Annotated in this window: 21 protein-coding genes and 1 pseudogene; 11 read left to right on the top strand and 11 right to left on the bottom strand. The window is 70.4% G+C overall.

Features of this window, described 5'->3' with window-relative positions:
• Window positions 1-36 precede the first annotated feature (36 nt).
• Entirely contained in the window at window positions 37-849 is an 813-nt protein-coding gene (locus DMA15_RS30985; RefSeq protein ID WP_125516001.1) for an SAM-dependent methyltransferase, read from the top strand.
• 72 nt (window positions 850-921) lie between these two features.
• A complete protein-coding gene (locus DMA15_RS30980) occupies window positions 922-1,587 on the top strand; it encodes a 1,4-alpha-glucan branching protein (RefSeq protein WP_125516000.1) in 666 nt (221 codons plus the stop codon).
• 4 nt (window positions 1,588-1,591) lie between these two features.
• Here the strand turns inward: DMA15_RS30980 and DMA15_RS30975 are convergent, their stop codons facing one another.
• Genes DMA15_RS30975 through DMA15_RS30950 form a run of 6 tightly spaced genes read right to left on the bottom strand, consistent with a single transcriptional unit; the run spans window position 1,592 to window position 7,472 of the window.
• The gene (locus tag DMA15_RS30975) at window positions 1,592-2,926 is read right to left on the bottom strand and encodes a PD40 domain-containing protein (RefSeq protein ID WP_164551863.1); all 1,335 of its coding nucleotides are present in this window, start codon (window positions 2,924-2,926) and stop codon (window positions 1,592-1,594) included.
• 2 nt (window positions 2,927-2,928) lie between these two features.
• Window positions 2,929-3,999: an amidohydrolase family protein gene (locus tag DMA15_RS30970; protein WP_125515998.1), complete on the bottom strand. Its 1,071-nt coding sequence runs from the start codon at window positions 3,997-3,999 to the stop codon at window positions 2,929-2,931.
• 20 nt (window positions 4,000-4,019) lie between these two features.
• Window positions 4,020-4,766: an ABC transporter permease gene (locus tag DMA15_RS30965; protein ID WP_125515997.1), complete on the bottom strand. Its 747-nt coding sequence runs from the start codon at window positions 4,764-4,766 to the stop codon at window positions 4,020-4,022.
• Window positions 4,767-4,789: 23 nt separating this feature from the next.
• The gene (locus DMA15_RS30960; RefSeq protein WP_125515996.1) at window positions 4,790-5,584 is read right to left on the bottom strand and encodes an ABC transporter ATP-binding protein; all 795 of its coding nucleotides are present in this window, start codon (window positions 5,582-5,584) and stop codon (window positions 4,790-4,792) included.
• Window positions 5,584-6,474 carry an ABC transporter permease gene (locus DMA15_RS30955; protein ID WP_125515995.1) on the bottom strand — a complete coding sequence of 297 codons (891 nt, stop codon included), beginning with the start codon at window positions 6,472-6,474 and terminating at the stop codon, window positions 5,584-5,586. The genes DMA15_RS30960 and DMA15_RS30955 overlap by 1 nt, the downstream gene beginning before the upstream one ends.
• The gene (locus tag DMA15_RS30950; RefSeq protein ID WP_125515994.1) at window positions 6,471-7,472 is read right to left on the bottom strand and encodes an ABC transporter substrate-binding protein; all 1,002 of its coding nucleotides are present in this window, start codon (window positions 7,470-7,472) and stop codon (window positions 6,471-6,473) included. Before DMA15_RS30950 ends, DMA15_RS30955 begins: the two co-directional genes overlap by 4 nt.
• Window positions 7,473-7,659: 187 nt before the next feature.
• Between DMA15_RS30950 and DMA15_RS30945 the strand changes: the two genes are divergently transcribed.
• Complete coding sequence (locus DMA15_RS30945) at window positions 7,660-8,688, top strand: LacI family DNA-binding transcriptional regulator (RefSeq protein ID WP_125515993.1); 1,029 nt, start codon at window positions 7,660-7,662, stop codon at window positions 8,686-8,688.
• Between the two features lie 63 nt (window positions 8,689-8,751).
• Here the strand turns inward: DMA15_RS30945 and DMA15_RS30940 are convergent, their stop codons facing one another.
• Window positions 8,752-9,321, bottom strand: coding sequence for a TetR/AcrR family transcriptional regulator (locus DMA15_RS30940; RefSeq protein ID WP_125515992.1), 570 nt, complete (start codon window positions 9,319-9,321; stop codon window positions 8,752-8,754).
• 103 nt (window positions 9,322-9,424) lie between these two features.
• On the opposite strand from DMA15_RS30940, the gene DMA15_RS30935 reads away from it, so the two are divergent.
• From DMA15_RS30935 to DMA15_RS37725, 3 genes are all read left to right on the top strand, one after another.
• The gene (locus DMA15_RS30935; protein WP_125515991.1) at window positions 9,425-10,333 is read left to right on the top strand and encodes a chlorophyllase; all 909 of its coding nucleotides are present in this window, start codon (window positions 9,425-9,427) and stop codon (window positions 10,331-10,333) included.
• A 244-nt stretch (window positions 10,334-10,577) separates the two neighbouring features.
• On the top strand, window positions 10,578-11,093 hold the full coding sequence (locus tag DMA15_RS30930; protein WP_125515990.1) for a DinB family protein: 516 nt from the start codon (window positions 10,578-10,580) through the stop codon (window positions 11,091-11,093).
• 585 nt (window positions 11,094-11,678) lie between these two features.
• Window positions 11,679-11,939 (top strand): DUF6480 family protein, encoded by a 261-nt coding sequence (locus DMA15_RS37725; RefSeq protein ID WP_125515989.1) that lies wholly within the window; start codon window positions 11,679-11,681, stop codon window positions 11,937-11,939.
• 30 nt (window positions 11,940-11,969) lie between these two features.
• Here DMA15_RS37725 and DMA15_RS30920 read toward each other — a convergent pair.
• Window positions 11,970-12,401 (bottom strand): annotated as a pseudogene (locus DMA15_RS30920) (ATP-binding protein); the annotation flags it as partial.
• A 156-nt stretch (window positions 12,402-12,557) separates the two neighbouring features.
• Between DMA15_RS30920 and DMA15_RS30915 the strand changes: the two are divergent.
• Together DMA15_RS30915 and DMA15_RS30910 are read left to right on the top strand one after the other, a co-directional pair.
• Window positions 12,558-13,379: a helix-turn-helix transcriptional regulator gene (locus tag DMA15_RS30915; protein WP_125518118.1), complete on the top strand. Its 822-nt coding sequence runs from the start codon at window positions 12,558-12,560 to the stop codon at window positions 13,377-13,379.
• On the top strand, window positions 13,376-13,624 hold the full coding sequence (locus tag DMA15_RS30910; RefSeq protein WP_125515988.1) for a DUF397 domain-containing protein: 249 nt from the start codon (window positions 13,376-13,378) through the stop codon (window positions 13,622-13,624). The genes DMA15_RS30915 and DMA15_RS30910 overlap by 4 nt, the downstream gene beginning before the upstream one ends.
• Here the strand turns inward: DMA15_RS30910 and proP are convergent.
• Together proP and DMA15_RS30900 are read right to left on the bottom strand one after the other, a co-directional pair.
• The gene (gene proP, locus DMA15_RS30905) at window positions 13,606-15,087 is read right to left on the bottom strand and encodes a glycine betaine/L-proline transporter ProP (RefSeq protein ID WP_125515987.1); all 1,482 of its coding nucleotides are present in this window, start codon (window positions 15,085-15,087) and stop codon (window positions 13,606-13,608) included. The genes DMA15_RS30910 and proP overlap by 19 nt on opposite strands.
• Window positions 15,088-15,314: 227 nt before the next feature.
• On the bottom strand, window positions 15,315-16,952 hold the full coding sequence (locus tag DMA15_RS30900; protein ID WP_125515986.1) for an RICIN domain-containing protein: 1,638 nt from the start codon (window positions 16,950-16,952) through the stop codon (window positions 15,315-15,317).
• A gap of 193 nt (window positions 16,953-17,145) precedes the next feature.
• Here DMA15_RS30900 and DMA15_RS30895 point away from each other — a divergent pair, with 193 nt between their 5' ends.
• Together DMA15_RS30895 and DMA15_RS30890 are read left to right on the top strand one after the other, a co-directional pair.
• The gene (locus tag DMA15_RS30895; RefSeq protein ID WP_125515985.1) at window positions 17,146-17,574 is read left to right on the top strand and encodes a peptidase inhibitor family I36 protein; all 429 of its coding nucleotides are present in this window, start codon (window positions 17,146-17,148) and stop codon (window positions 17,572-17,574) included.
• A gap of 135 nt (window positions 17,575-17,709) precedes the next feature.
• Window positions 17,710-19,917, top strand: a complete 2,208-nt coding sequence (locus tag DMA15_RS30890; protein WP_125515984.1) for an alpha-N-acetylglucosaminidase — start codon at window positions 17,710-17,712, stop codon at window positions 19,915-19,917.
• A gap of 12 nt (window positions 19,918-19,929) precedes the next feature.
• Here DMA15_RS30890 and DMA15_RS30885 read toward each other — a convergent pair whose 3' ends face one another.
• Window positions 19,930-20,385 (bottom strand): helix-turn-helix domain-containing protein, encoded by a 456-nt coding sequence (locus tag DMA15_RS30885; protein ID WP_125515983.1) that lies wholly within the window; start codon window positions 20,383-20,385, stop codon window positions 19,930-19,932.
• A 123-nt stretch (window positions 20,386-20,508) separates the two neighbouring features.
• Between DMA15_RS30885 and DMA15_RS30880 the strand changes: the two genes are divergently transcribed.
• Window positions 20,509-21,693, top strand: coding sequence for an MFS transporter (locus DMA15_RS30880; RefSeq protein WP_125515982.1), 1,185 nt, complete (start codon window positions 20,509-20,511; stop codon window positions 21,691-21,693).
• Window positions 21,694-22,306: the final 613 nt, after the last annotated feature.

Here is a 22,306-nt window from a genome sequence, read left to right as displayed (position 1 = left end):
CGTCGAACTACCTGATGTAGGTCCCAGGAGGCTCTCGTGTCAGAGAACGACCCCCAGCTCGGCTCCGCCGCCGACGTGCGCGCGCGCATCGACACCAGCAAGCCGCACTCCGCACGCTTTTGGAACTACTTCGTCGGCGGCAAGGACAACTACGAGAAGGACCGCGAACTCGGCGACCACATCAAGGAGATCTTCCCCGGTCTCGTCGACGTGGCCCGCACCAGCCGCCAGTTCCTCGGCCGCGCGGTGCGCCACCTGGCGACGGAGCAGGGGGTGCGGCAGTTCCTCGACATCGGCACGGGGCTGCCGACGGCGGACAACACCCACGAGGTCGCCCAGCGCGCGGCGCCGGACGCGCGCATCGTCTACGTCGACAACGACCCCCTCGTCCTCGCCCACGCCCGCGCCCTGCTGACCAGCACGCCCGAGGGCGAGACGGCGTACATCGACGCGGACCTCTACGACCCCGAGGCGATCCTGCGGGAGGCCGCGAAGACGCTGGACCTCTCGCGGCCGGTGGCCCTGATCATCCTCAACACCCTCGGCCACGTCGCCGACCACGAGCAGGCCCGCGACCTGGTGGCCCGGCTCATGGCCGGTCTGCCGTCCGGGAGTTACCTGGTGATCAGCGACTCGACGGCCACGAGCGAGGGCATGATCGCGGCGTCGAACGAGTACAACAAGAGCGGCGCGATCCCCTACTACGTACGCGACGTCGAGGAGATCGGCGCCTTCTTCGACGGCCTCGAACTGCTGGAGCCGGGCGTGGCGCAGGTGACGCGCTGGCGCCCGGAGACCCAGGAGGCGACGACGGTGGACGCGTACGGCGCGGTGGCCCGCAAGCCATAGCGTCCAGCGTCCCCCGCCCCTCGCCATCCCGGGTGCGCGGGCGCGCCCGGTCAACGGAAGGAAACCAACGGCATGGCCGTCATCCACCAGACCGAACTCAAGCCGACCAAGCTGGAGCTGCTCACCTCCTGGCTGCCTTCGCGGTCGTGGTATTCCGGGTCCGGTGAGCCGGAGTTGGTCAAGGCCGGCGGTTTCCGGCTGGACGATCCGGAGGGGGAGGTCGGCATCGAGTTCATCGTGGTCACCGATACCTCCGGCGCCCGACCGACCACCTACCTGGTGCCGCTCACCTATCGCGGCGCCCCGCTCGACGGGGCGGAGCACGCGCTCGTCGGCACCATGGAGCACGGGGTGCTGGGCCCGCGCTGGGCCTACGACGGCTGCCACGACCCCGTGCTCGCCGCCCAGTTGCTCGCGCTGGTCGAAGGCCGGGTCCAGGCCCAGGCCCAGAGCGTCAGTGACGCCCTCGACCGCGACGTCACCCGCTCCTACACCGGTGACGCCTCCCCGCTCACCCCGGACCTCACCCCGGACCTCACCACTGCCGCCGCCGACGGCCAGGAGAGCACGGAGCTGCCCGCGCCGCAGGGCATGACCTTCCGTCTCCAGCGCGTCCTGCGCCCCGCCCAGAACGACGCGCCCGTCGCGCCGCCCGAGGCGATCGGCCACGTCGCCGGGGTCTGGCAGACCCCGGACGGCTCCCCCGAGCGAGGGCTGTTCGCCACCCTGTACTCCTAGGGACTCAGCACAGGCGGCGCAGGTAGATGTCCGTGGTGCGGTCCGGGTGGTGGGGCACCAGATTCGTGGAGTCCGACTGGAACGCCACCCGGCAGCCGCCCCGCGCCGGGACCGGGGCCTCCGCCCCGTGGTCGGGGAAGCCGCCGTCCGCGGCGACACTGACCCGGCGGGTCGCCGCGAGGCCCTGCTCCCGCAGATCGCGCAGGTAGGCCGCCGAGCCGCACTCCGGCTCGGCGGTGGCGCAGGCCCCTGTGGTGTACGCGACGTACCGGCCGTCGGGGCTGATCCGCGGCGACCTCGCGGCCTTGTCGAGCGGGCCTCCGTCGGGCGCGGTGCTCGCGAGCACCGTGCGGCCGGTGCGCAGGTCGTGGACGAAGACCTCCCACAGGGCGTAGGGGTGGTTGGCGGGCTTGCCGTCCCGGTTGGTGACGTACGCGATGAAGCGCCCGTCCGCGCTGAGGGACGGCTGCCCGTACCAGCGGCTGACCGGCGCCGGGTCGCCCGGCGTGTGGTCGACGACGTCGAGCCGGCCCGTGCGGCGGTCACGGACGTACACCGCGCTCGCCATGTTCACCCTGCTGTCGTCGTACACGCGGAAGGCCACCCGGCTCCCGTCCGCGCTGAGCGTCACGTCGCTCAGGAGGGGCCCCGGGGCGAGGGTCTCGCTGATCTGCTCCGTGGTGCCGCGCTCGCGGTCGCGCAGGTAGAGCGTGGCCTTGGAGAAGGGGGGCCCGGGCAGCTCGACGTACCCGAAGAAGGCGGCGTATCGGCCGTCCCCACTGAGCGCGGCGAGGCTGGAGCGCCGGAAGGGCACGCCGTCGGGGGCGATGCCGACGAATTCGGTGCGGCCCTCGCGCAGGTCGCGTACGTACGCGTAGTCGCCGTCGGCGGGCCGTTCGCCGGGCGCCATGGCGGGGTCCCCGGAGGAGAAGCCGACGACGCGGCCGTCCCCGCTCAACGCCCCGTACCAGGAGCCCTCTTGGCTCTGGCCGCCGTCGTCGGCGACTCCGGCGCGGGTGAGGGAGCCGGTGCGGCGGTCGCGGAGGAACACGTCACCGCGGCCGTTGGTGTCGTCCGGTATCAGGTTGGACGCCTCGGAGTCGAAGGCGACGTACCGGCCGTTGTGGCTGATCCGGGGGGAGAGGGAGCGGCTGTCGCCCCGCGTGCCGTCGGCCGCCGTACTGACGATCTCCGTGCGTGGGATCTCCGTACGGGCGATCTCCGTGCGCGGGGCGGGGGGACGCGGCTGTGCGGCGGCGGGCGGCGGTGCCGCGCCGAGGAGGGGCAGCGCCGCGGTCAGCGTGACGGCTGCCGCGGTGACACGTCTCCAGGTGACCATGCTCATCCCTTCGTCTCCGCCCGCATCAGGCGCAGCAGGTTGCCGTGGTAGATCTGCTCGCGAGCGGTGTCCGTGAGGTCCAGTGTGTCCAGGACGCGGATCGTCTCGCGGATGAATCCGGGCCCGCCGTCCGGATCGAAGGGGCAGTCCGTGCCGAACAGGACGTGGTCGGTGCCGAAGAAGTCCAGGCCACACCGGATGCCGATGGCGGAGCCCGAAAGTGCCGTGTCGGCGTAGAAGCGGCGGAAATACTCCAGTGGCGGGCGCGGCAGCGCCGTGCTCCGCAGCCGTGTGAGGTCGTCTCCGGCGGTGCGGCTGCCCAGTTGTTCGCTCCAGCCGAGCCGGATCCGCCCTTCGAGGGAGGGGATCATCGCCCCCAGATGGTGCGTGATGATCTTGATGTGGGGGTGCCGTTCGAACAGGCCGGAGAAGACGAGCCGGGCCATGGCCGCGCTCGTCTCGTACGGCCAGCCGAGCGCCCACCAGATCTCGTACCGGGAGGTGTCCTCGGTGGCGTAGTCGGCGAAGCCCGCGCCCCGGGCGGGGTGCAGCCAGATGGGCAGGTCCCGCCGGGCCATCTCGGCGAAGACGCCGTGGAAGGCAGGATCGTCCAGCGGCCGGCCGTTGACGTTGGTGAAGAGCTGTACGCCGCGGGCGCCGAGGTCGTCGAGGGCGAAGGCGAGTTCGGCGAGCGCCGCGTCGGGGTTGTTCATGGGCAGGGAGGCGACGAAGGCCGGGAACCGGTCGGGGTGGCGCTCGCACAGCGCGTGCAGCGATTCGTTGGCGAGCCGCGCGAGCGCCGGGGAGTCCGGCGGGGCGGCGAGCAGTTCGATCGGCGGCGAGGAGAGCGTGAGCACCTGCTGGTAGCCGTCGCCGAACTCGTCCATCATGCGCAGGCGCGCATCGAGGTCGTGCAGGGCGTCCAGTTCCAGCCAGCGGCGGAGGGCCCCGGTGTCGACGGCGAGCTGCCGCATCCGGTGGAAGTAGCGGGCGGGCAGGATGTGGCTGTAGGCGTCGAGTTTCACGCCGCTCGCCTTCGAGCCGTTCCTCGCCCGCCCCTTTGGTTCACTCATCGCCCACCCCGTTGATTCACTCATCGCGCGTCCTTCCATGTCGTCGGAGTCCAGCGGGTGACCACGCGGTCGACGGCCTGTACGAGCGCGAGGGCCCCCAGCGCGACGGCGATCACGATCAGGAGCACGGCGAGGACCCCCGCGCTGTCGAAGCGTCCGCCCGCCTCGGTGACGAGGCGGCCGAGGCCCACCACGGCGATGAACATCTCGCCGTTGACCATGCCGGTGACGGCGCGGCCGACGCCGAGCCGGACCCCGGCCATGATGAGGGGGGCCGCGGCGGGCAGCACGACGCGCACCAGCACCTGCCGTTCGCTCGCGCCGTACGAGCGCGCCATCTCGACCAGGTGCGGGGGCACGGTCCGCACGGCCGAGGCCGTGTTGACGATGACGACGAACACCGCGTACATGACCACCACCGCCACGATCGAGGCGCGGCCCGCCCCGAGCAGTGAGAAGAAGACCGGCGCGAAGACCAGCGAAGGGGCGGTCAGCAAGGCGTGCACGTACACGCCGAGCGCCGCCTCGGTCCGGCGCCCGCGGCCCATCGCCGTGCCCACGGCGAGCCCGGCGACGAGGGAGATCGCGAGCCCCAGCGCCAGATTGACGAGGCTGTCGCCCACGCTGCCGACGAGCGTGCCCTCGCGGGTCATCTCCGCGAGCCGGCCGAGCACTTGGCTCAGCGGCGGCAGCGACGACGTGTCCGCCGTGCGCCCGGCAAGCTCCCAGAGCGCGGCGCCGCCCGCGAGGCTCACCAGCGTCGCCATGAGAGGACCCCGCCCCGACGTCGTCACGAGGCCACCCCGTCCCGCCGGTGCTCCGCGTGCATTTCGCGCAGCCGTTCCCACAAGTACGTGGTGATCTCGGCGTACTCCCCCGAGCGCGCGAGCCCGCTGATGTCACGGGAGCGGGGCCGCTCCAGGCCCACCGGCACGATCTCGGCGATCCGGCCGGGGCGGGCGCTCATCAGGGCGACGCGGTCGCCGAGGAGCACGGCCTCTTCCATGCTGTGGGTGATGAATACGACGGTCAGGCGGTGTTCCTCCCAGAGCGCGAGGAGTTCTTCCTGGAGCAGCCGGCGTGTCTGTTCGTCCACGGCGCCGAACGGCTCGTCCATGAGCAGCACCCGAGGGCGGACGGCCAGGGCGCGGGCGATGCCGACGCGTTGCTGCATGCCGCCGGACAGCTCGCCGGGCAGCTTGGCCTCGCACCCCGCGAGCCCGACCGTGGCGAGGAGTGAGCGCGCGCGTTCGGCACGCTCGGCGCGGGCGACGCCGCGCAGGCGCAAGCCGAAGGCGACGTTCTCCAGGACGGTCGCCCAGGGCAGGAGCGCGAAGTTCTGGAAGACCATGCTGCGTTCGGGCCCGGGGCCGCGCACGGGCTCCCCGTCGACGAGGATGTCGCCGTCGTCCCAGGGCACGAGCCCCGCGAGGGCCCTGAGCAGGGTCGTCTTGCCGCAGCCGCTGGGGCCGAGGACGGTCAGGAACTCGTTCTCGGCCACCTCCAGGTCGACGTCCCGCAGCGCCTCGACGGTCTCGCCGTCCCGCGCGGTGAAGGACTTGCACAGTCCGTGCACGGTGATCATCAAAAGCTCCTCGCCGTCCGGGGGCCTGATGCGCTCAGGGAGCGGGGTTCGTTCGGGCGGGCCCAGCGCGTCAGCCTGCGCTCGGCCCAGTGCGCGGCGGAGACCAGGAGCAGCGCCTCGGCCAGGATGATCGCGATGACGCCGTAGAGCGGCGGGGCCTTGAGCAGACCCCGGTAGGTGAGGATCAGGCCGCCGAGCCCGTCGGAGACCATGAGCAGTTCGACGAGGACCATGCCGGTGACCGCGCGGCCGAGGCCGAGGCGGATGCCGGTCATGACGGCGGGCAGTGCTGCGGGCAGCAGGATCCGTGTCCAGATCCGCCGTTCGTCGGCGCCGAACGAGCGGGCCATCTCGATCAGCGCCGGGTCCACCTGCCGCACGCCCGCGCGGCTGTTCACGATCACCATCACGACCGAGAAGAGCGCGACGAGCACGACGCGGGACGCCGGTCCGACGCCCATCGACATCACGAGCAGGGGGATGAGCGCGGCCATGGGCGTGACGAGCAGGATGTTCAGGTAGACGTCCGCGTACCGCTCGAACTGCCGGAAGCGGCCGAGCGCGGTGCCGGCCGGGATGCCGACGACGACGGCGAGGGCGAACCCGAGCAGCAGCGCCTGGTTGCTGACGTACAGCGCGCGCCACAGTTCCGCCTCGCCGAGGAGGGCGACCGTGGCCCGGACCGTCTCGGTGAAGCCGGGCAGCAGGAGGCCGCCGCGTGCGCGGGCGTACAGCTCCCAGCCTCCGGCGAAGACCGCGAACGTCAGGAGCTGGTAGGGCAGGTTCATGCCGAGGAAGCGCCGCAGCGGTCCGGGGCGGTGCGCGGGGCGGGGGCCCGCCCGCGTGCCGGGCCCGCGGCGCGTCCTGCGGGGCGTGGCCGTGAGGGTCATGACACCGCCTCGATGAAGCTGAGGTCGGCCGCGTCCCGCGCGGTGACGCCCCGTCCGATGACGCCCGCGCGGGCGAAGAAGTCGATGGTGCCCTGCATGTTGCGCGGGGTCAGGGCCGCCGCGTCGAAGAGTCCCGCCTTCCGGTACCGCTCGGCGGCGCGGACGACATCGGCCTCGTCCTCGCCCGGAAGGTAGGTGCGCGCCAGGCGGGCCAGGTGCCGGGGCCGGGCGTTGATCCGGGCGTGCTCGCGCACGAGCGCGGTCACGAACGCCTGGGCCACGTCCCGGTGTTCGCCGAGGAACCCGGCGTTCGCGTAGACGGTCTGCGGGTGCAGGTCCGGCAGGGTCCTGGCGAAGTCGGCGATCTTGGTGAGCCGGGAGGCGGCCGGTTCCTCCGACGCCTCAAGGGCGACGGCGTCGGACAGCTCCAGCGGTGTCGCGTCGATCTCCCCCGCCGCGAGGGCCTGCGCGCGGACGTCCGAGCCGCCGAGCGTGAGGTAGCGGGGGCGGTTGTCGGCGGTGCAGTGCGACCGCACCCAGTCCTTGGCCATGGCGGTGGCGACCGCGCCCGAGCTGAAGATCCCGAACGGGCGCTCGTCGAGGTCGTCGCAGGAGGCGACGCCCGGCCTGCCGTAGAGCGCCCACTGGTTGCCGACGACATCGGCGATGATCTTGATGGGCGCGCCCTGTTCGATGGCGCTCAGCGCCGGGCCCGTGGCCTCGGCCGAGATCGCGTACTCACCTTGGGCGAGGCCCTCGATGGCCAGTTCGGGAGCGGCGAGTTCCACGACGTCCACGTCGTGGCCCTGGCGGCGTACGGCGTCGACGGCCGCCAGGACCGGCACGGTCGTGAGGTCCGGCTCGACGACCGCCACGGTGAAGGAGAGCGTTCCGTCGGCGCGGGCCGTGGTGCCCGGGCCGCTGCCGCAGGCGGTCGCCGTCGCGGCGGAGGCGCATAAGGCGAGGGTGGCGGTGAGCCGCCAGATCCGATTGGGCATGACTTCCCCCTGGTCAATGGTTGGGCAAACGTATGCCTTGCCAAAGGCTAGACACCCACGAGGCGGAACCGTCAACCCTCAACTCCCCACGATTAAAGGCCGGTTGCCGCTTGTGAACATGCCACCGTCTGTGCCAAGTTGGACATGACAAGGCAAACGTTTCCCACAGGGAGAGAGGTGGTCACGCGTGAGTTCGCTGGTGGAGGTCGCCCGCGTGGCCGGCGTGGCCGTGTCGACGGCGTCGCGCGTGCTGAGCGGTTCCGACCACCCGATCTCGGCGAAGACCCGGGCCAGAGTCCTGGCGGCGGCCGAGGAGTTGGAGTACTCGCCGAGCGCTCTCGCCCGCGCGATGGTCTCCCCGCACAGCCGGCTCGTCGGCGTCCTCGTGAGCGACATCGACAACCCGTACTTCTCCGTCATCGCCCGCGGCGTGGACGACGTGGCGACCCGGGCCGGTCACGTCACCATGCTGTCCAACGTCGACCGGCGCACCACCACGGAGATCAGCCGCCTCCAAGCGATGCGGGACTACCGCGCGGCGGGCGTCATCTTCGCGGGTAGCGGCCACGTCGACGATCCCGAGACGCCCCGGCTGGCCAAGGCCGTGCGCCGGGCGCGGGAGCAGGGCATCCGGACCGTCTCGCTCGCCGTGCGCGACCTCGGCGGCCCGTCCTTCGTCGTCGACAACCGCGCGGTGGCGTACGACATCACCGACCACCTCGTCTCACTCGGCCACCGGCGTGTCGCGTTCATCGAGGGCCCGCCCGGGATGACCGTCAGCCTGCACCGCCGCGAGGGGTTCCTGTCGCGCATGGCCGAGGCGGGCCTCGCCGAGGAGGCACTTTGCGTGCCGGGCGGCTTCGACTACCAGGCGGGGCACGCGGCCACGCTGCGGCTCCTGGCCCGCCCGCCGCTCCCCGACGCCATCCTCGCGGCCAACGACGAGGTCGCGGTCGGCGCGCTGAGCGCTCTGCGGCAGGCGGGGATCGCCGTGCCGAAGGAGATCTCCGTGGCGGGCATGGACGATCTGCGGACCGCGGAGTTCGTCGGCCTGACCACGGTGAGCCTCCCGCTGTACGAGATGGGCTCCCTCGCCGCGCGCCACATCATCGACGGGGCCGACGGGGCGGCGACGACGGTACTGAGTCACCGGGTCGTGCCCCGGGAGACGACGGCGCGGCGCCCTCCCGCCGCCTGCTCTCCGGGCGCCGCCTAGGCCGCAGCCGCCCGTCCGGTCCCGGCGGCAGTTGATCGGCCGAGTGCGGGGGCCCGGCCCGCGCTATGCCTTGCGGCGGCATCCGGCGAGGAGGGTTGCGACCATGTGCTCGGCGTCGGCCCGGTCGTAGTCGGGGCCGGTGATGCAGAGGTTCCCGATGGCGCGCATGAGCGTGTAGGCGGTGATGTCCGGGCCGATTTCGTCGGCGGCGGCGCAGGCGTCGAGCAGCGTCGCGCAGGCCGGGACCAGGGTGTCGAGCATGAGGGCGTGGAGGTTCTCCAGCCCTGGATCGCCGGACCCCAGGGCGGCGCCGAGGCCGTGCTTGGTCACCAGGAACTCCACGAACGCGTCCGCCCAGCGGGTCAGGGCGGTGAACGGGGAGGCCGATTCCTCCAGGAGCCGGGGCGCGAGTGCGGTGCAGGTGTCGATCTGGTGCCGGTAGACGGCGGTGACGAGGTCCGCCCGTGTCGGGAAGTTCCGGTAGATGGTGCCGACGCCGACGCCGGCGCGTTCGGCGATATCGCGGATGGGGGCCTGCACGCCCTGGTCCACGAAGACCGCCGCCGCGGCCGCCAGCACGCCGCTGCGGGTGCGCTGCGCCTGTGCTTGACGTACTCCGGCCGGTTCCGGCACGAGACTCTCCCTTTACTCGCGGAACAATGTTCCGCTAACTTGGCGGAACGATGCTCCGCCAAAGTATGGCAGAGCGATCCCAGGGAGAAAGCGCAGGTCCCCCATGCCTTCCAGCCATCTCGACCAGCAGATCGTCGCGGTCAAGCCCCTCACTGTTCCCGCGCCCAGCCGCAGCCTCGACCTCCAGGTAAAGGTCACCGCCCCGCTGACGGGCCAGCACCTTCCCGTCATCGTGTTCTCCCACGGCAACGCATGGTCCCTGGACGGATACGAGCCTCTCGTCGACCGGTGGGCAGCCGCCGGATTCGCTGTCGTGCAGCCCACCCACCTGGACTCCCGCCGCAACGGCATCGGGTGGGACGATCCGCGCTTCGCCACCATCTGGCGCGTCCGGATCGCCGACCTCCACGCGGTCCTCGACAACCTCGGCGACATCCTTCTCCAGGCGGGCCTGGAGACCCGCGTCCACCCCGAGCGCATCGCGATCGTCGGCCATTCCTGGGGCGCTCAGACCGCCGGCGCGGTCCTCGGCGCACGCGTACTCGACGCCGACGGCATTCCCGGAGAGGACTTCTCCCACTCCGCGGTCTCGGCCGGCGCGCTGATCGCCGCGACCGGAACCGGCGACACCCTCACCCCGTTCGCCGCCGAACACCTTCCGTTCATGAGGCCGGACTACTCCACCATGACCACCCCGGCCCTGGTCATCGCGGGCGGCAAGGACCAGTCCCAGCTCTCCACCCGGGGACCGGAGTGGTTCACCGACGCCTACCACCTCAGCCCGTCCCCGAAGAGCCTGCTCACCATCGCCGAGGGCGAGCACACCCTGGGCGGCCTCGCCGGCGAGATGGCCGCCGAGACCACCGATGAGGACCCCGTCCGCGTCGCCCTCGTCGCCGACGCGGTCTCCGCCTACCTCCACGACGCCCTCAAGCTCGACGACGCCGCGTGGACCGCCCTCGACAACGCCGCTGCGACTGGTGACGGCACGTGGAGCATCACCAGCAAGTGAACCCGGCCAGACGGCGCTGACGACACAGCCTAGGCCCGCCCGGCTTTCTTACGGGGTCTCCCTGCGGGTGCGTCGTGGTTGCTCGCGCAGTTCCCGCGCCCCTGACGGGCTCTCCCGCGATTGGTCGTGGGACATGTTGGCCAGCCGCAGCCCGGGGCGCCGCGAACCCGCGGGCCGCGAGTAACCCAGAAGGGCCCGTAAAACCAGGTGTCCCCTCCCGACCGCCCCGGTACCGTGCGCCGGCATGACATCGGAACTGGAACGCCCCCCGCTCCAAGCGGACGAACGCACCGCGCTCATCGGCTGGCTGGACCTGCAGCGGCAGATCCTGCGCTGGAAATGCGAGGGGCTGAGCGACGAGGACGCGCGCCGCCCGGTCATCCCGACCTCACCGGCCATGACGATGGCCGGTCTCATCTCCCACATGCGCTGGACCGAGCACATGTGGCTGGAAGTGCTGTTCCTCGGCGGCGACGAGAAGCAGAACCCGTCGTTCGACGAGTCGAGCGAGGACGCCGACTGGCACACCGGCGGCCGCCCCCTCGCAGAACTCCTCGCGGAGTACGAGGCCCAGTGCGCCCGCAGCAACGAGATCGTTGCCGCGGCCTCCCTGGACGACGTGGGCCGCCGCCCGGACTTCCGCTCCGGCAGCGCCAACCTCCGCTGGATGCTGATCCACCTCGTCGAGGAGACGGGGCGGCACGCGGGGCACGCGGACATCGTCCGGGAGCTGCTCGACGGCACGAAGGGCTATTACTAGCGCGGCTCCGTAGCGGGCCCTTGCCTCAGGAGTCAGGCCAACACGCCTCATGACCATTTGCGGGAGAGCCTTGAGGCGCGAAGGCGCTCTGGCGGCGGGACGGTCCTGTCGGCGTGGCCGCGCCGGGCAGGCGTCGCTGGCCGGCATGCCTCCTGGCCGCCCGGTCGTGGCGGCGCAGGGAGTAGCGGCCAGGAAGAGCGCGGCCGTACTGACGAGCGGGACGAGCAACAAAGCGAACAGGGCGGTGCCCGCTACCGCTCCGCCCAGCCGGGACCAACCGCCCTGTCCCGTCAGAGCGAGGATGAACCCCACCGTGCCCAGCAGCGCGATGATGGCCGGCATGTGTGTCCGTTCTTCGTGCGGGTGCGTCGTGGTTGCTCGCGCCGTTCCCCGCGCCCCTAAAGGGGCGCTCAGCCGGGCCCCGTAAGGGGCGCGGGGAACTGCGCGACCAGCCCCCACCGGGCCGCGGTGTCAGTCGGCAGTAGGCTACCGCTGGCCCGTCCGGGTGTATCTCCGCCCGGACTCCGCGTGCGCCGCCCGCGCTTTGCTCCGACTCACAGCGAGCAGCGTGAGAGCTTGGGTCGCATGATTCCTCCCCCACCCCCGGACCAGCACCCGGATCCGGCCCCGGACCCGGAGCCGGACCCGCGCGGCACCTCAGGTACGCAGCCCGGCCGGGGCGTGCCGCCGGGCGAGAGTCCGCCCGCGGACGGCGGCATGTCGGAGACGGGGCCCGCCCACGATCCGCCGAAGGGATGGTCGAAGGGCCCCCTCGCCCTCATCCTCGGCCTCTCCCTGCTGATCGCCGCGTTCTTCCTCGTCTACGCCCTCGTCCTGCTGCTCTGACACCGCCACCGCGGTCGCGCGGTCCCGGCGCAGCTCCGCCCAGACCGTCTTGCCCACCTGCCTCTCCACCACCCCCCACTCCGCCGCCAGCGCCGCCACGATCACGAGCCCCCGGCCCGACTCCCCGTCGGCCTCCGGGGGTTCGGGCGTTCTGGGGGGCATACGTTCGCCGCGCGTGTCCGTCACCTCGATACGCAGCGTTTCGGTACGGAGCGTGTCCGCTCGCAGCGTCAGGCGCAGCTCGAAGTCGCGGCCCGGCACTCGGCCGTGCGTCGCCGCGTTCGCCGCCAGTTCGGCCACGATCGCCTCCGCCGTGTCGGACAGTTCGCTGTCGTACGCGATGCCCCAGCCGTCCATGTGAAACCTGGCGAGCCGCCTCGCGAGACGGGCGCCCCGGGGCGTGGCGCTGAGACGTTGGGTGAATTCCCGCGCAGTCGTCGCGGGTTGGGCTTGCGTTGGCATGGCGCCCACCGTGGCCCCGCCACGACCCTTACACCAGCAACCAAACCCGTACGCTCCGTCAGCGTACGAGTACAAAGGGTGGACAGAGCGGGTAACGTTCCGTGACCATTGGGGCGTTGGCGGGGATCGGTACACGAGCGTCGGGGGTTGCCCGAGATGTCGTCAAGCAGCAAAGAGCCCGAGGCGTCGGACGGTCTGAAGACCTTCGGCGCCGTCCTGAAGAGCTTCCGCAAGCGCGCGGCGGTGACCCAGGAGGAACTGGCCGTCGAGGTCGGCTGCTCCTCGCACTTCCTGGCCTCGATCGAGCAGGGCAGGCGGTTCCCGCCACCGGCCTTCGTCGACCGCTGCGAGGCCTCCCTCGACGCGTTCGGCACGTTGCGCCTCGCCGCGAATCAGCTCACGCGGAAGCGCGGGCTTGCCAAGTGGTTCCAACAGTGGGCGGAGATGGAGCAGGAGGCGATCGCCCTCTATACGTACGAATGCCGGGTGATCCCGGGTCTGTTGCAGACCCCGGCATACGCTCGCACGGTGTTCGCCAACCGGCTTCCGCCCCTCAGCGACGAGCAGATCGGGGAGAAGCTGACGGCTCGCATGGAGCGGCAGCGTCTGCTCGTTGAGCGGCCCAACACGGCGTACAGCTTCATCCTGGAAGAACACCTGTTCCTGCGCCATGCGGGCGGGCATGACGTCACCATGGAACTCATCGACCACGTGCTGGCGCTCGCCGAGCACAGGAACATCGAGGTGCAGATCTTGCCGCTGGCGCGGGAGAGTCATGCGGGACTCGACGGCCCCATGCAACTGCTGGAAACGCCCGACAACAAGTGGTTTGCCTACTCCGAAGGCCAGCGAAGCGGCCAGCTCATCTCCGACCCAAAAGAGATCAGCATCCTCCAGATGCGGTATGCCAAGATGCGCGCACAGGCTCTCTCGTTCGAAGACTCCGTGAGCCTGTTGGAGCGGATGCGAGGAGCATGATGGGCACCCCCGAACTGGCGTGGTTCAAGAGCAGCTACAGCGGCGGCTCCGGTGACGACTGCCTCGAAGTCGCCCTCGCCTGGCGCAAGTCGAGTTACAGCAGTGGCGGCGACGGAGACTGCGTAGAGATCGCCCCCTGCCCCGCCACCATCCACGTACGCGACTCCAAGAACCCCGAAGGGCCCCAGCTCGCGCTGGAGCCCCGGGCCTGGGCGGAGTTCGTGGGTTACGCGTCCCGCGGCTGACGCTGGGCCGCGACCAGTTCCCTGGCCTCCTCGTCCGTCGCGACCGACGGCGGGGAGCCCTCCAGGGGCTTGCGGGCGGTCTCCTTCATCGCGGCGACCGCGATGATGCCGACGAGGCCCGCCAGCATCGTGTAGAACGCGGGCATCAGGTCGTTGCCGGTCGCGCCGATCAGCGCGGCGACGACCAGGGGCGTCGTACCGCCGAAGAGCGAGACGGAGATGTTGAAGCCGATGGACAGGGAGCTGTATCGCACGTCCGTGGGGAAGAGCGCGGGCAGCGACGAGGACATCGCACCGAGGTAGCAGACCAGGGCGAGGCCGAGGATCAGCAGGCCGGTGAAGACCGCCACCGTGCCGCCCTGCTTGATCAGCAGGAAGGCGGGGAGGGCGAGGACGAAGAAGCCGACCGAGCCCGCCATCAGGACCGGCTTGCGGCCGATGCGGTCCGAGAGGCGGCCCACCGAGTTGATGAGCGCCATCAGGATCAGCATGACGATCACGATCGACATGAGTCCGCCGGTCTCGCCGAAGCCGAGCTGGGTGAGGTACGTCGGCATGTACGAAAGCAGCATGTAGTCGGTGATGTTGAACGCGGCGACCAGCGCGATGCAGAGCAGCATCGCCCGCCACTGGCCGATGAAGGAGTCCTTGAAGGACTTCTTCTGGCGTTCGGCGGCGGGGCCCTCGCCCTCCTCCATCTTCTGGAAGGCGGGCGACTCGTCGAGCTTCAGCCGCAGGTAGAGGCCGATGAGGCCGAGCGGGGCCGCGACGAGGAACGGGATGCGCCAGCCCCACGACTGCATGGCGTCGTCGCTGAGCAGCATGGTCAGCGTGGTGACGAGGACCGCGGCGACCGTGTAGCCGATGAGCGTGCCGAACTCCAGGAAGGAGCCCCAGAAGCCGCGGCGCTTGTCGGGGGCGTACTCGGCGATGAAGGTGGCGGCGCCGCCGTACTCACCGCCCGTCGAGAAGCCCTGCACCATGCGGCAGAGGACGAGCAGGACCGGGGCCCACACGCCGAGGGTGGCGTAGCTCGGGATGAGGCCGATCGCGAGCGTGGCGGTCGACATCATGATCATGGTGAGCGCGAGGATCTTCTTGCGGCCGACGCGGTCGCCGAGCGGGCCGAAGAACATGCCGCCGATGGGGCGCACGAGGAAGGCGGCGGCGAAGGTGGCGAGCGAGGAGAGGGTCTGCGCGGTGTCGTTCCCAGAGGGGAAGAACTCCTTGCCGATGATGACGGCGAGGTAGGCGTAGACGCCGAAGTCGTACCACTCCATGGCGTTGCCCAGCGCGGTCGCCTTCACCGCGCGTTTGACCTGCGCCTCCTCGGTCACCGTGATGTCCGACTGGCGCAGGCGCGGGTGCTTGCGGCGCTGGATCGCCCGGAAGAGCGCGCGGTGCCGGGCGAGGGCCTCCGGAGCGGGCTGTGCCGGTGTTTCTGGTGCTTCGGGCGCGCTCACGGTGTTACGTCACTCTCTCGTCGGCGTCGGTCGGTTGTTGATCATTCGTCTGCCCTGCGGGCATCGATCAACACTGCCAATCCGCGGACGGGAAAGTGCCCGCCATTGGCCCTCGCGACGAAGGCCCCAAGTCCCTGCGGCCAGGGACTTGGGACCCGTTTACCGCTCCTGGCCACCGCGTCGCGGCGGAGTTGGCCGAGGTGGCCGTGCGGGCAGGAGGGGCGGGATCAGCCGCCGTTCCAGGAGTGCTTGATCTCCTGGGGGTTACAGGCCCACTGGACGATGTTGGCCCCGTTGTCGGCGCTGCCGGAGTTCGAGGTCAGGCAGAGGTTGCTGTTGGCGTTGACGATGTGGGCGCCGCCGCCGGCCTGGTTCTTCCGGAGAGTCCAGTTCTGCGCGGTGCTGCCGTTGCAGGTCCATTGAGTGATCTGGGCGCCATTGGACTTGCTCGCACCGGACACGGTGAGGCAGAGGTTGCTGGAGAAGTTCCGGATCTTCTGGCCGTCCCAGTACCAGTTCTGCGGGCTCTTGCCGTTGCAGCTCCACTGGACGGCGTTGGCTCCGGAGTTCAGGCTCCCGCCGTACTGCATCAGGCACTTGTCGCTGCCGATGTTCTTGAACCGGACCGTGGTGATGGGCGTGGGCGTCGTCTTGATGGAGAAGACAACGCGCCGAGGCTCGTCGGCCTTGTACCGTTCGTTGATGCCCCAGACGCGCTTGCCGACCGGGTCATAGGCCAGGTTCTGGGTCATGTCCGGTGCCGCGGTCAGCACGTGCGGGCTCTCACCGGGGACTGCCTTGTGGATGCACGAGTCGATGCCGGTGCCGTGATCGGCGCTGTTGTCAAAGCTCTCCGGGCACGAGCCACTGACGAAGAGATTGCCCTCGGCGAAGACGGCGCCCTGCTGACTGTGGATCGGCGAGGTCCAGGCGGCGGTGGCCTGCTTGCTCTCGCCGACGGTGTCGCCGAGGCTGTAGGGCCAGCGGATGATCCGGCCGCCCGGCCCGTCCTTCACGTACTCGCTGGAGACGAGGGAGCCGCCACCGGTGCTGTCGTAGCTGAGCGAGGTCAGGCAGGCACTCGTCCCGGTGACGGCGGTGCACCTGTCGCCACTGAGGGGCGTGGTGGTGTGCTCGGTCCGAGGGGGCAGGATGTAGTTGTGGTAGTGGGCGGAGGACGTCTGGTCCTCCCAGATTCCGACCGTGCCATCAAGGGCCTGGACCTTCATCAGGTCATTGATGTCGTAGGTCAGCAGGCGCCTTCCCGTTCCGATGGTGATGCGGTCGCCCTTCCAGACCACGCTGTCGGCGTGCATGCCGTCGGCCCGGAAGGTGGAGACCTTGTCCGGGAGCACCAGCAGTGCGTGGTTGAAGCGCGGGGTGGCGGACGATCGGTCGACGAACGTGATGCGCGCGAACCGCTCTGCGCCTTCCGCCTCTGAAGCGTGCCAGGTGACTGCCTGCCAGCGAGGATCGTCGACCTTCACGGCGAATCCCTGGGGGGTCCAGCTCTCGGGACCACCGGTGGAGTCGTCCTGGTTGTTCCAGCAGTAGCCCTCGGCGCCGATGCCGGGGTGGAAGGGGGTCGGGTAGCAAAGACCGTTCTTGCCCGTGTGCCCGGTGCCGGCCAGGGCGGACAGCGGGTCCTTCACCGGGGTCAACCTACTGTTGGCCTTGAGCTTTTCGACCTGGTCGGCGAAGTCGTACTTCTTGGTCAGCTTGAACTGGCCGGGGTCGGATATCTCGGAGACCGCACTGGCCGCGTGGGAGACCCCGCCGCCGGCGAGAAGGCCGGCGGTCAGAATGGTGGTCAGGACTGCCGCCCGGACCACCCGAAGGGGAGCAGTTGTTCGAATAAAGCGCATAAGGGGCGACTCTACCTTACTCACAAGTAACCCCAGAGCCCGTTCGGGTACCGGGGGGCTTGGCACCACCCCGGCCCGAACGCCCACCGACCGGCACACGCCTCCTGTGGGGGATCGCGACACGCTGAACGGATCGGCGAGGCGGGCCGGAGTTCACGGAACACTTGGAGTTCACGGAACACAAGGAGCGTCCATGAAGAAGAAGTTCTCCGCACTGCTCGTGGCGGCGGCCGCCGCTGCCGCCGTCGCGGTCCCCGTCTCCCCCGCGCACGCGGCCGACGGGTACGACCGGTGCCCCGACGGCTACTACTGCATGTTCTCCGGCCTCGACGGGACCGGAGACATGATCAAGCTCCGGGGCAATACCCCGGATCTCGCGGCACTCGGGATGAACGACCGGGCGAAGTCGGACTGGAACCGGACGGCCTCGACCATCTATCTCTGGTCCGATGAGCACTACACGGGCTGTACGGCCGTGACCTCCGCCGGCCCCACCGGCAAGGGCAACTTCTTCCCCACCTACCAGGACTTCTTCGGCTCGGTGCAGTTCGACGGGCCGGGCGGGCCCAGCTGCGGCACGCCGCCCGGTGAGGACCGCCGACTTTCCGACAGGAGGGGGTAGAAGAGGGGGGGGGTAGAAGGCTGACGGACGGTTAGAGGCGGGGGGCGTGCGGGGGAGACATCTCGGTACGCCCCCTCTCGTACGCCTCTCCCGTACACCCCTCTCGTACGCCCCCTCCTGACCGACGGAGTCCTCGTGCATCTCCACCGCCGCACGTTCCTCACCGGCCTCGCCGGTACCGCCGCCGTCGCCTGTTCCGGCACCCCCGCGGACGGCGCTCCCGCGGACGGCGCTCCCGCCACGCGCCGCGCTGTCGCCGCCGCCGACGCGGCCCGGCGGCTGCTGCCCCGCCACTGGAAGCAGCTCACCTTCCGGACCGTCCCGCCGAAGCCGGGTGCCGGGGACTCCTTCCAGGTCACCGGCGAGCGCGGCCGCATCACCGTCACCGGGACCACACCCGCCACCCAACTCACCGGCCTGCGCCACTACTTGAAGCACACCGCACACGCCAACATCACCTGGGCGGGCAGCCAGACCGACCTGCCCCGACAGCTCCCCGCCCCCGCCTGGCCCCTCACCGTCCGGGCCAACACCCCGCACCGCTTCGTCCTGAACGACACCAACGACGGCTACACGGGCGCCTATCACGGCTGGGACTACTGGGAGCGCGAGATCGACGTGCTCGCGCTGCACGGCTACAACGAAGTCCTCGTGTACGTCGGCGCGGACGCCGTCTACCACCGCGCCTTCCAGGAGTTCGGCTACGGGGACGAGGAGTTGCGGGCCTGGATCCCGGCCCCCGCGCACCAGCCGTGGTGGCTCCTGCAGAACATGTCGTCGTTCCCGCACCCCGTCTCCCGGCAGCTCGTCGACGCCCGCGCCCGCCTCGGCCGCCGTATCTGCGACCGGCTGCGCGAACTGGGCATGACGCCGGTCCTGCCGGGCTACTTCGGGACCGTGCCGCCCGGCTTCGAGACGAAGAACCCCGGGTCGAGGACGGTCCCGCAGGGCAATTGGCTGGGCTTCGCGCGCCCCGACTGGCTGGATCCGCGCACCGGCCATTTCGCGCGGGTGGCCGCCGCGTTCTACCGGGCGCAGGACGAGCTGTTCGGCCCGTCCACGATGTACAAGATGGACCTGCTCCACGAGGGCGGCAAACCCGGTGACGTGCCGGTGGCCGAGGCGGCCAGGAGCGTCGAGAAGGCTCTGCGGACCGCGCACCCCGGCGCCACCTGGGTGATCCTCGGCTGGCAGCGCAACCCGCCGAAGGCCATCACCGACGCCGTCGACAAGAAGCGCATGCTCGTCGTCGACGGCATCTCCGACCGCTTCCCGCACATCACCGACCGCGAGGCCGACTGGGGTTCCACGCCCTACGCCTTCGGCTCCATCTGGAACTTCGGCGGCCACACCACGCTCGGCGCCAACACCCCTGAGTGGGCCGCGCGCTTCGAGAAGTGGCGCACGAAGGAGGGCAGCACCCTCAGCGGCATCGCCCTGATGCCGGAAGCGGCCGACAACAACCCCGCCGCCTTCGAGCTGTTCTCCGAACTGGCCTGGAGAGTGGGCGACCTGGACCTCGAAGCCTGGTTCGCCGAGTGGGCCACCGCGCGGTACGGCGCCGCCGATCCGCACGCCGCCGCCGCATGGGACGTACTGCGCCGGACCGCCTACGGAACGACCCGCGCCGACAAGTGGGCCGAGGGCGCCGACGGCCTCTTCGGGGCGCGTCCCGACCTCGCGGCGAGATCGGCGGCGTCCTGGTCGCCGAAGAAGATGCGGTACGAGCCGTCCGAGTTCGAGCCCGCGCTTGCTGAACTGCTCGCCGTGCGGCGCGACTTGCGGGACTCGACCGCGTACCGACGCGACCTGCTCGACGTCGCCCGGCAGGCGCTCTCCAACCGCGGCCGCGTCCTGCTGCCCCGCGTCAAGGAGGCGTACGACGCCAAGGACACGGCCCGCTTCGACCGGCTCACCCGCGACTGGCTGGAGCTGATGGACCTGCTCGACCGGCTCGTGGCCACGGACTCCCGCCACCTGCTCGGCCGCTGGGTCGCGGACGCCCGCGCGTGGGGCGCCGACGCGCGCGAACGCGACCAACTCGCCTACGACCAGCTGTCGTTGCTCACCGTATGGGGCAACCGCTCCGGGGCGGACGCCGGACTGCGCGACTACGCCAACCGCGAGTGGGCGGGGCTCGTCGGCGGCCTCTACCGGCTGCGCTGGGAGCGGTACTTCAAGGAACTGCGGGCCGCACTCGCGGAGGCCCGCGAGCCCCGGAAGATCGACTGGTTCGCCCTGGAGGACGCCTGGCTCCGCGACCCGGGCCGCCTGGCCACGCGCCCGGCCGGTGACACGTACAGGGTCGCGGAACGGGTGCATGCCCGGCTGACGACTTCGTAGCCCAGCCCCCGGTCACTCTGGGCGGGCGACCTTGTGGACTGTGGTGTCCTCGGGGGTCAGCCGTCGCCCGTCTTCGGAGAGCACTTCCAGTGCGCGCAGGGGTCGGCCCTGCCGGCGGTCGACCAGCTCCGAGTGCGGTTCGCCGGGGGCGAAGAAGTTCTCCTCGCCCCACTGCCGCAGGGCCACGATGACGGGAAAGAGCGCCTCGCCCTTGGGAGTCAGTACGTACTCGCGGTAGGCACTGCCGTCCGAGGCGGGGACGGAGGCGAGGACCCCGCCCTCGACCAGGGTGCGCAGGCGCGCGGTGAGGATGTTCTTTGCCACGCCGAGACTGCGCTGGAACTCCCCGAAGCGCCGGCTCCCGTCGAAGGCGTCCCGCACGATGAGCAGGGACCACCAGTCGCCGATCGCGTCCACGGACCGGGCGACGGGACAGTCGCTGTCGTCGAAGCGGGTTCTGGTCACCATGGCGTTCCTCGCCTCACTTGCGCCGATACCCAACAGGCCTGGTTGCAACATGCTACCAAGACGGGTTAAGGTCCCTCCCACCGATATTGGTAGCAACTTGAAACCAGATCCCTGGAGGGGTTCGTGCTGTCCCGTGGCTTAGTCGCCCTGTTCGCCTTCGCCTGCGGGACAGCGGTCGCCAACCTCTATCTCTCCCAGCCGCTCCTGGTGACCATCGGCCACGACCTCGCAATGAGCCCGGCGCTCGTCGGCAGCGTGGTCACCCTCACCCACGTCGGCTACGGGCTCGGCCTCTTCTTCCTCGTACCGCTGGGCGATATAACCGACCGACGGCGGCTCGTCGTGGCCCAATTACTGCTCCTGGTAGGGGCGCTGGCCGTAGTGGCCCCCGCTCCCACGGCGGCAGTCCTCCTCGCGGGCATGGCCGCGACCGGGTTCCTCGCCGTCGTCACGCAGACTCTGGTGGCCTTCGCGGCTTCGCTGGCACCGGCCGCCGAGCGCGGGCGGGTCGTCGGCCTGGTCACCAGCGGCGTGGTCATCGGCATCCTCCTCGCCCGCACCGCGTCTGGCCTCCTTGCCGATCTCGCGGGCTGGCGCTCTGTCTACCTCGCCTCGGCCTCGCTCACCGCTCTGCTCGCGCTGATCCTGTCCCGCGTGCTGCCGCGCCACGGCGGCACTCCGCCCACGCCCCTGCGCTACGGACAGCTCCTGCGCTCCATGATCACCCTGTTCGCGCGGGAACCGCTGCTGCGGCTCCGGGCCCTGTTCGGTCTGCTGATCTTCGCCGCGTTCAGCACGCTGTGGAGCAGCGTCGCTCTGCCGCTCAGCGAGGCGCCGTACTCCATGTCCCACAGCGCGATCGGGGCGCTGGGGCTTGTCGGTGTCGTCGGCGCGCTGGCCGCGGGGGCGGCGGGACGCCTCAACGACCGCGGGCTCTCCCGGCGTACCACCGGGATCGCCCTCGCGCTGCTCGCCGCCTCCTGGCTGCCGCTGGCCTTCGCCCGCAGCTCGCTCTGGTTCCTGTTCCTCGGAGTGGTCCTGCTCGACCTCGCCGTGCAGGCGGTGCACGTCACCAACCAGACGCTGATCCACGCGCTGCGCCCGGACGCGGGCAGCCGGCTCATCGGCGGATACATGGTCTTCTACTCGATCGGCAGCGCAGTCGGGGCACTCGCGGCGACCGCACTGTACGCGGCGGCGGGCTGGGGCGCGGTCTGCGCCCTCGGCGCGGGGTTCAGCTGCGCCGGGCTGGGAGTGTGGGCGGTCACTCGACGGGGCGCTATCCCGTCTCGGCCGCAGGTCGGATGAGGACCATTGCGACGGCGAGAGCGATGAGATGGAAGGGCTGAAGTCAACGCAGGAAGGCCAAGACCATCATCCCTATGCCGCAAGTAGCGAGCAACAACCCGGTCGCGAGGGTGCGACGAGCTGGTCGGATAGCCACTGCGAGTTGTTGCGTCCTCTGCTTCCTGATGCACCTATCAGTGGCACGCGCATCGGTTTCGAGGGCGCTCTGGGCAAATCGACGCACAATCGCGGTACTCATGACGAAAGACACAAAGATGGACATTAGGCCGATAGCCGTCAAAGCGGCGCCGCTTACCAGCACCTCACACCTCTCATTTCTCTGCTACGAATCTGAACAGTAGGGGCTGAGCTAAAGGGAGGAAACAGGCCACCCCTTTTCGGCCGCATCTTTCACGCCGCTCGAAGGGGTGAGAGTTCGGAGCGTGACGTTACCGCTTTCGGACACTCACGGCCAAACGCGAAGATCACTTTGCATTCCTCCTGGCGCGCACTTTCAGCCTCTTGCGCACTGATCAGACAAAATGGACTTTACGTGACACAGGGGACGGCAAACGGGCACGGTTGATGGTTCGCAGGACGGCTTTCACTAAAGTCGGCGACTTCTTCTAGCCAT

The organism is Streptomyces sp. WAC 01529 (assembly GCF_003945545.1).
Classification (GTDB): domain Bacteria; phylum Actinomycetota; class Actinomycetes; order Streptomycetales; family Streptomycetaceae; genus Streptomyces; species Streptomyces anatolicus.
This window is presented reverse-complemented; position numbering and strand designations above follow the sequence as displayed.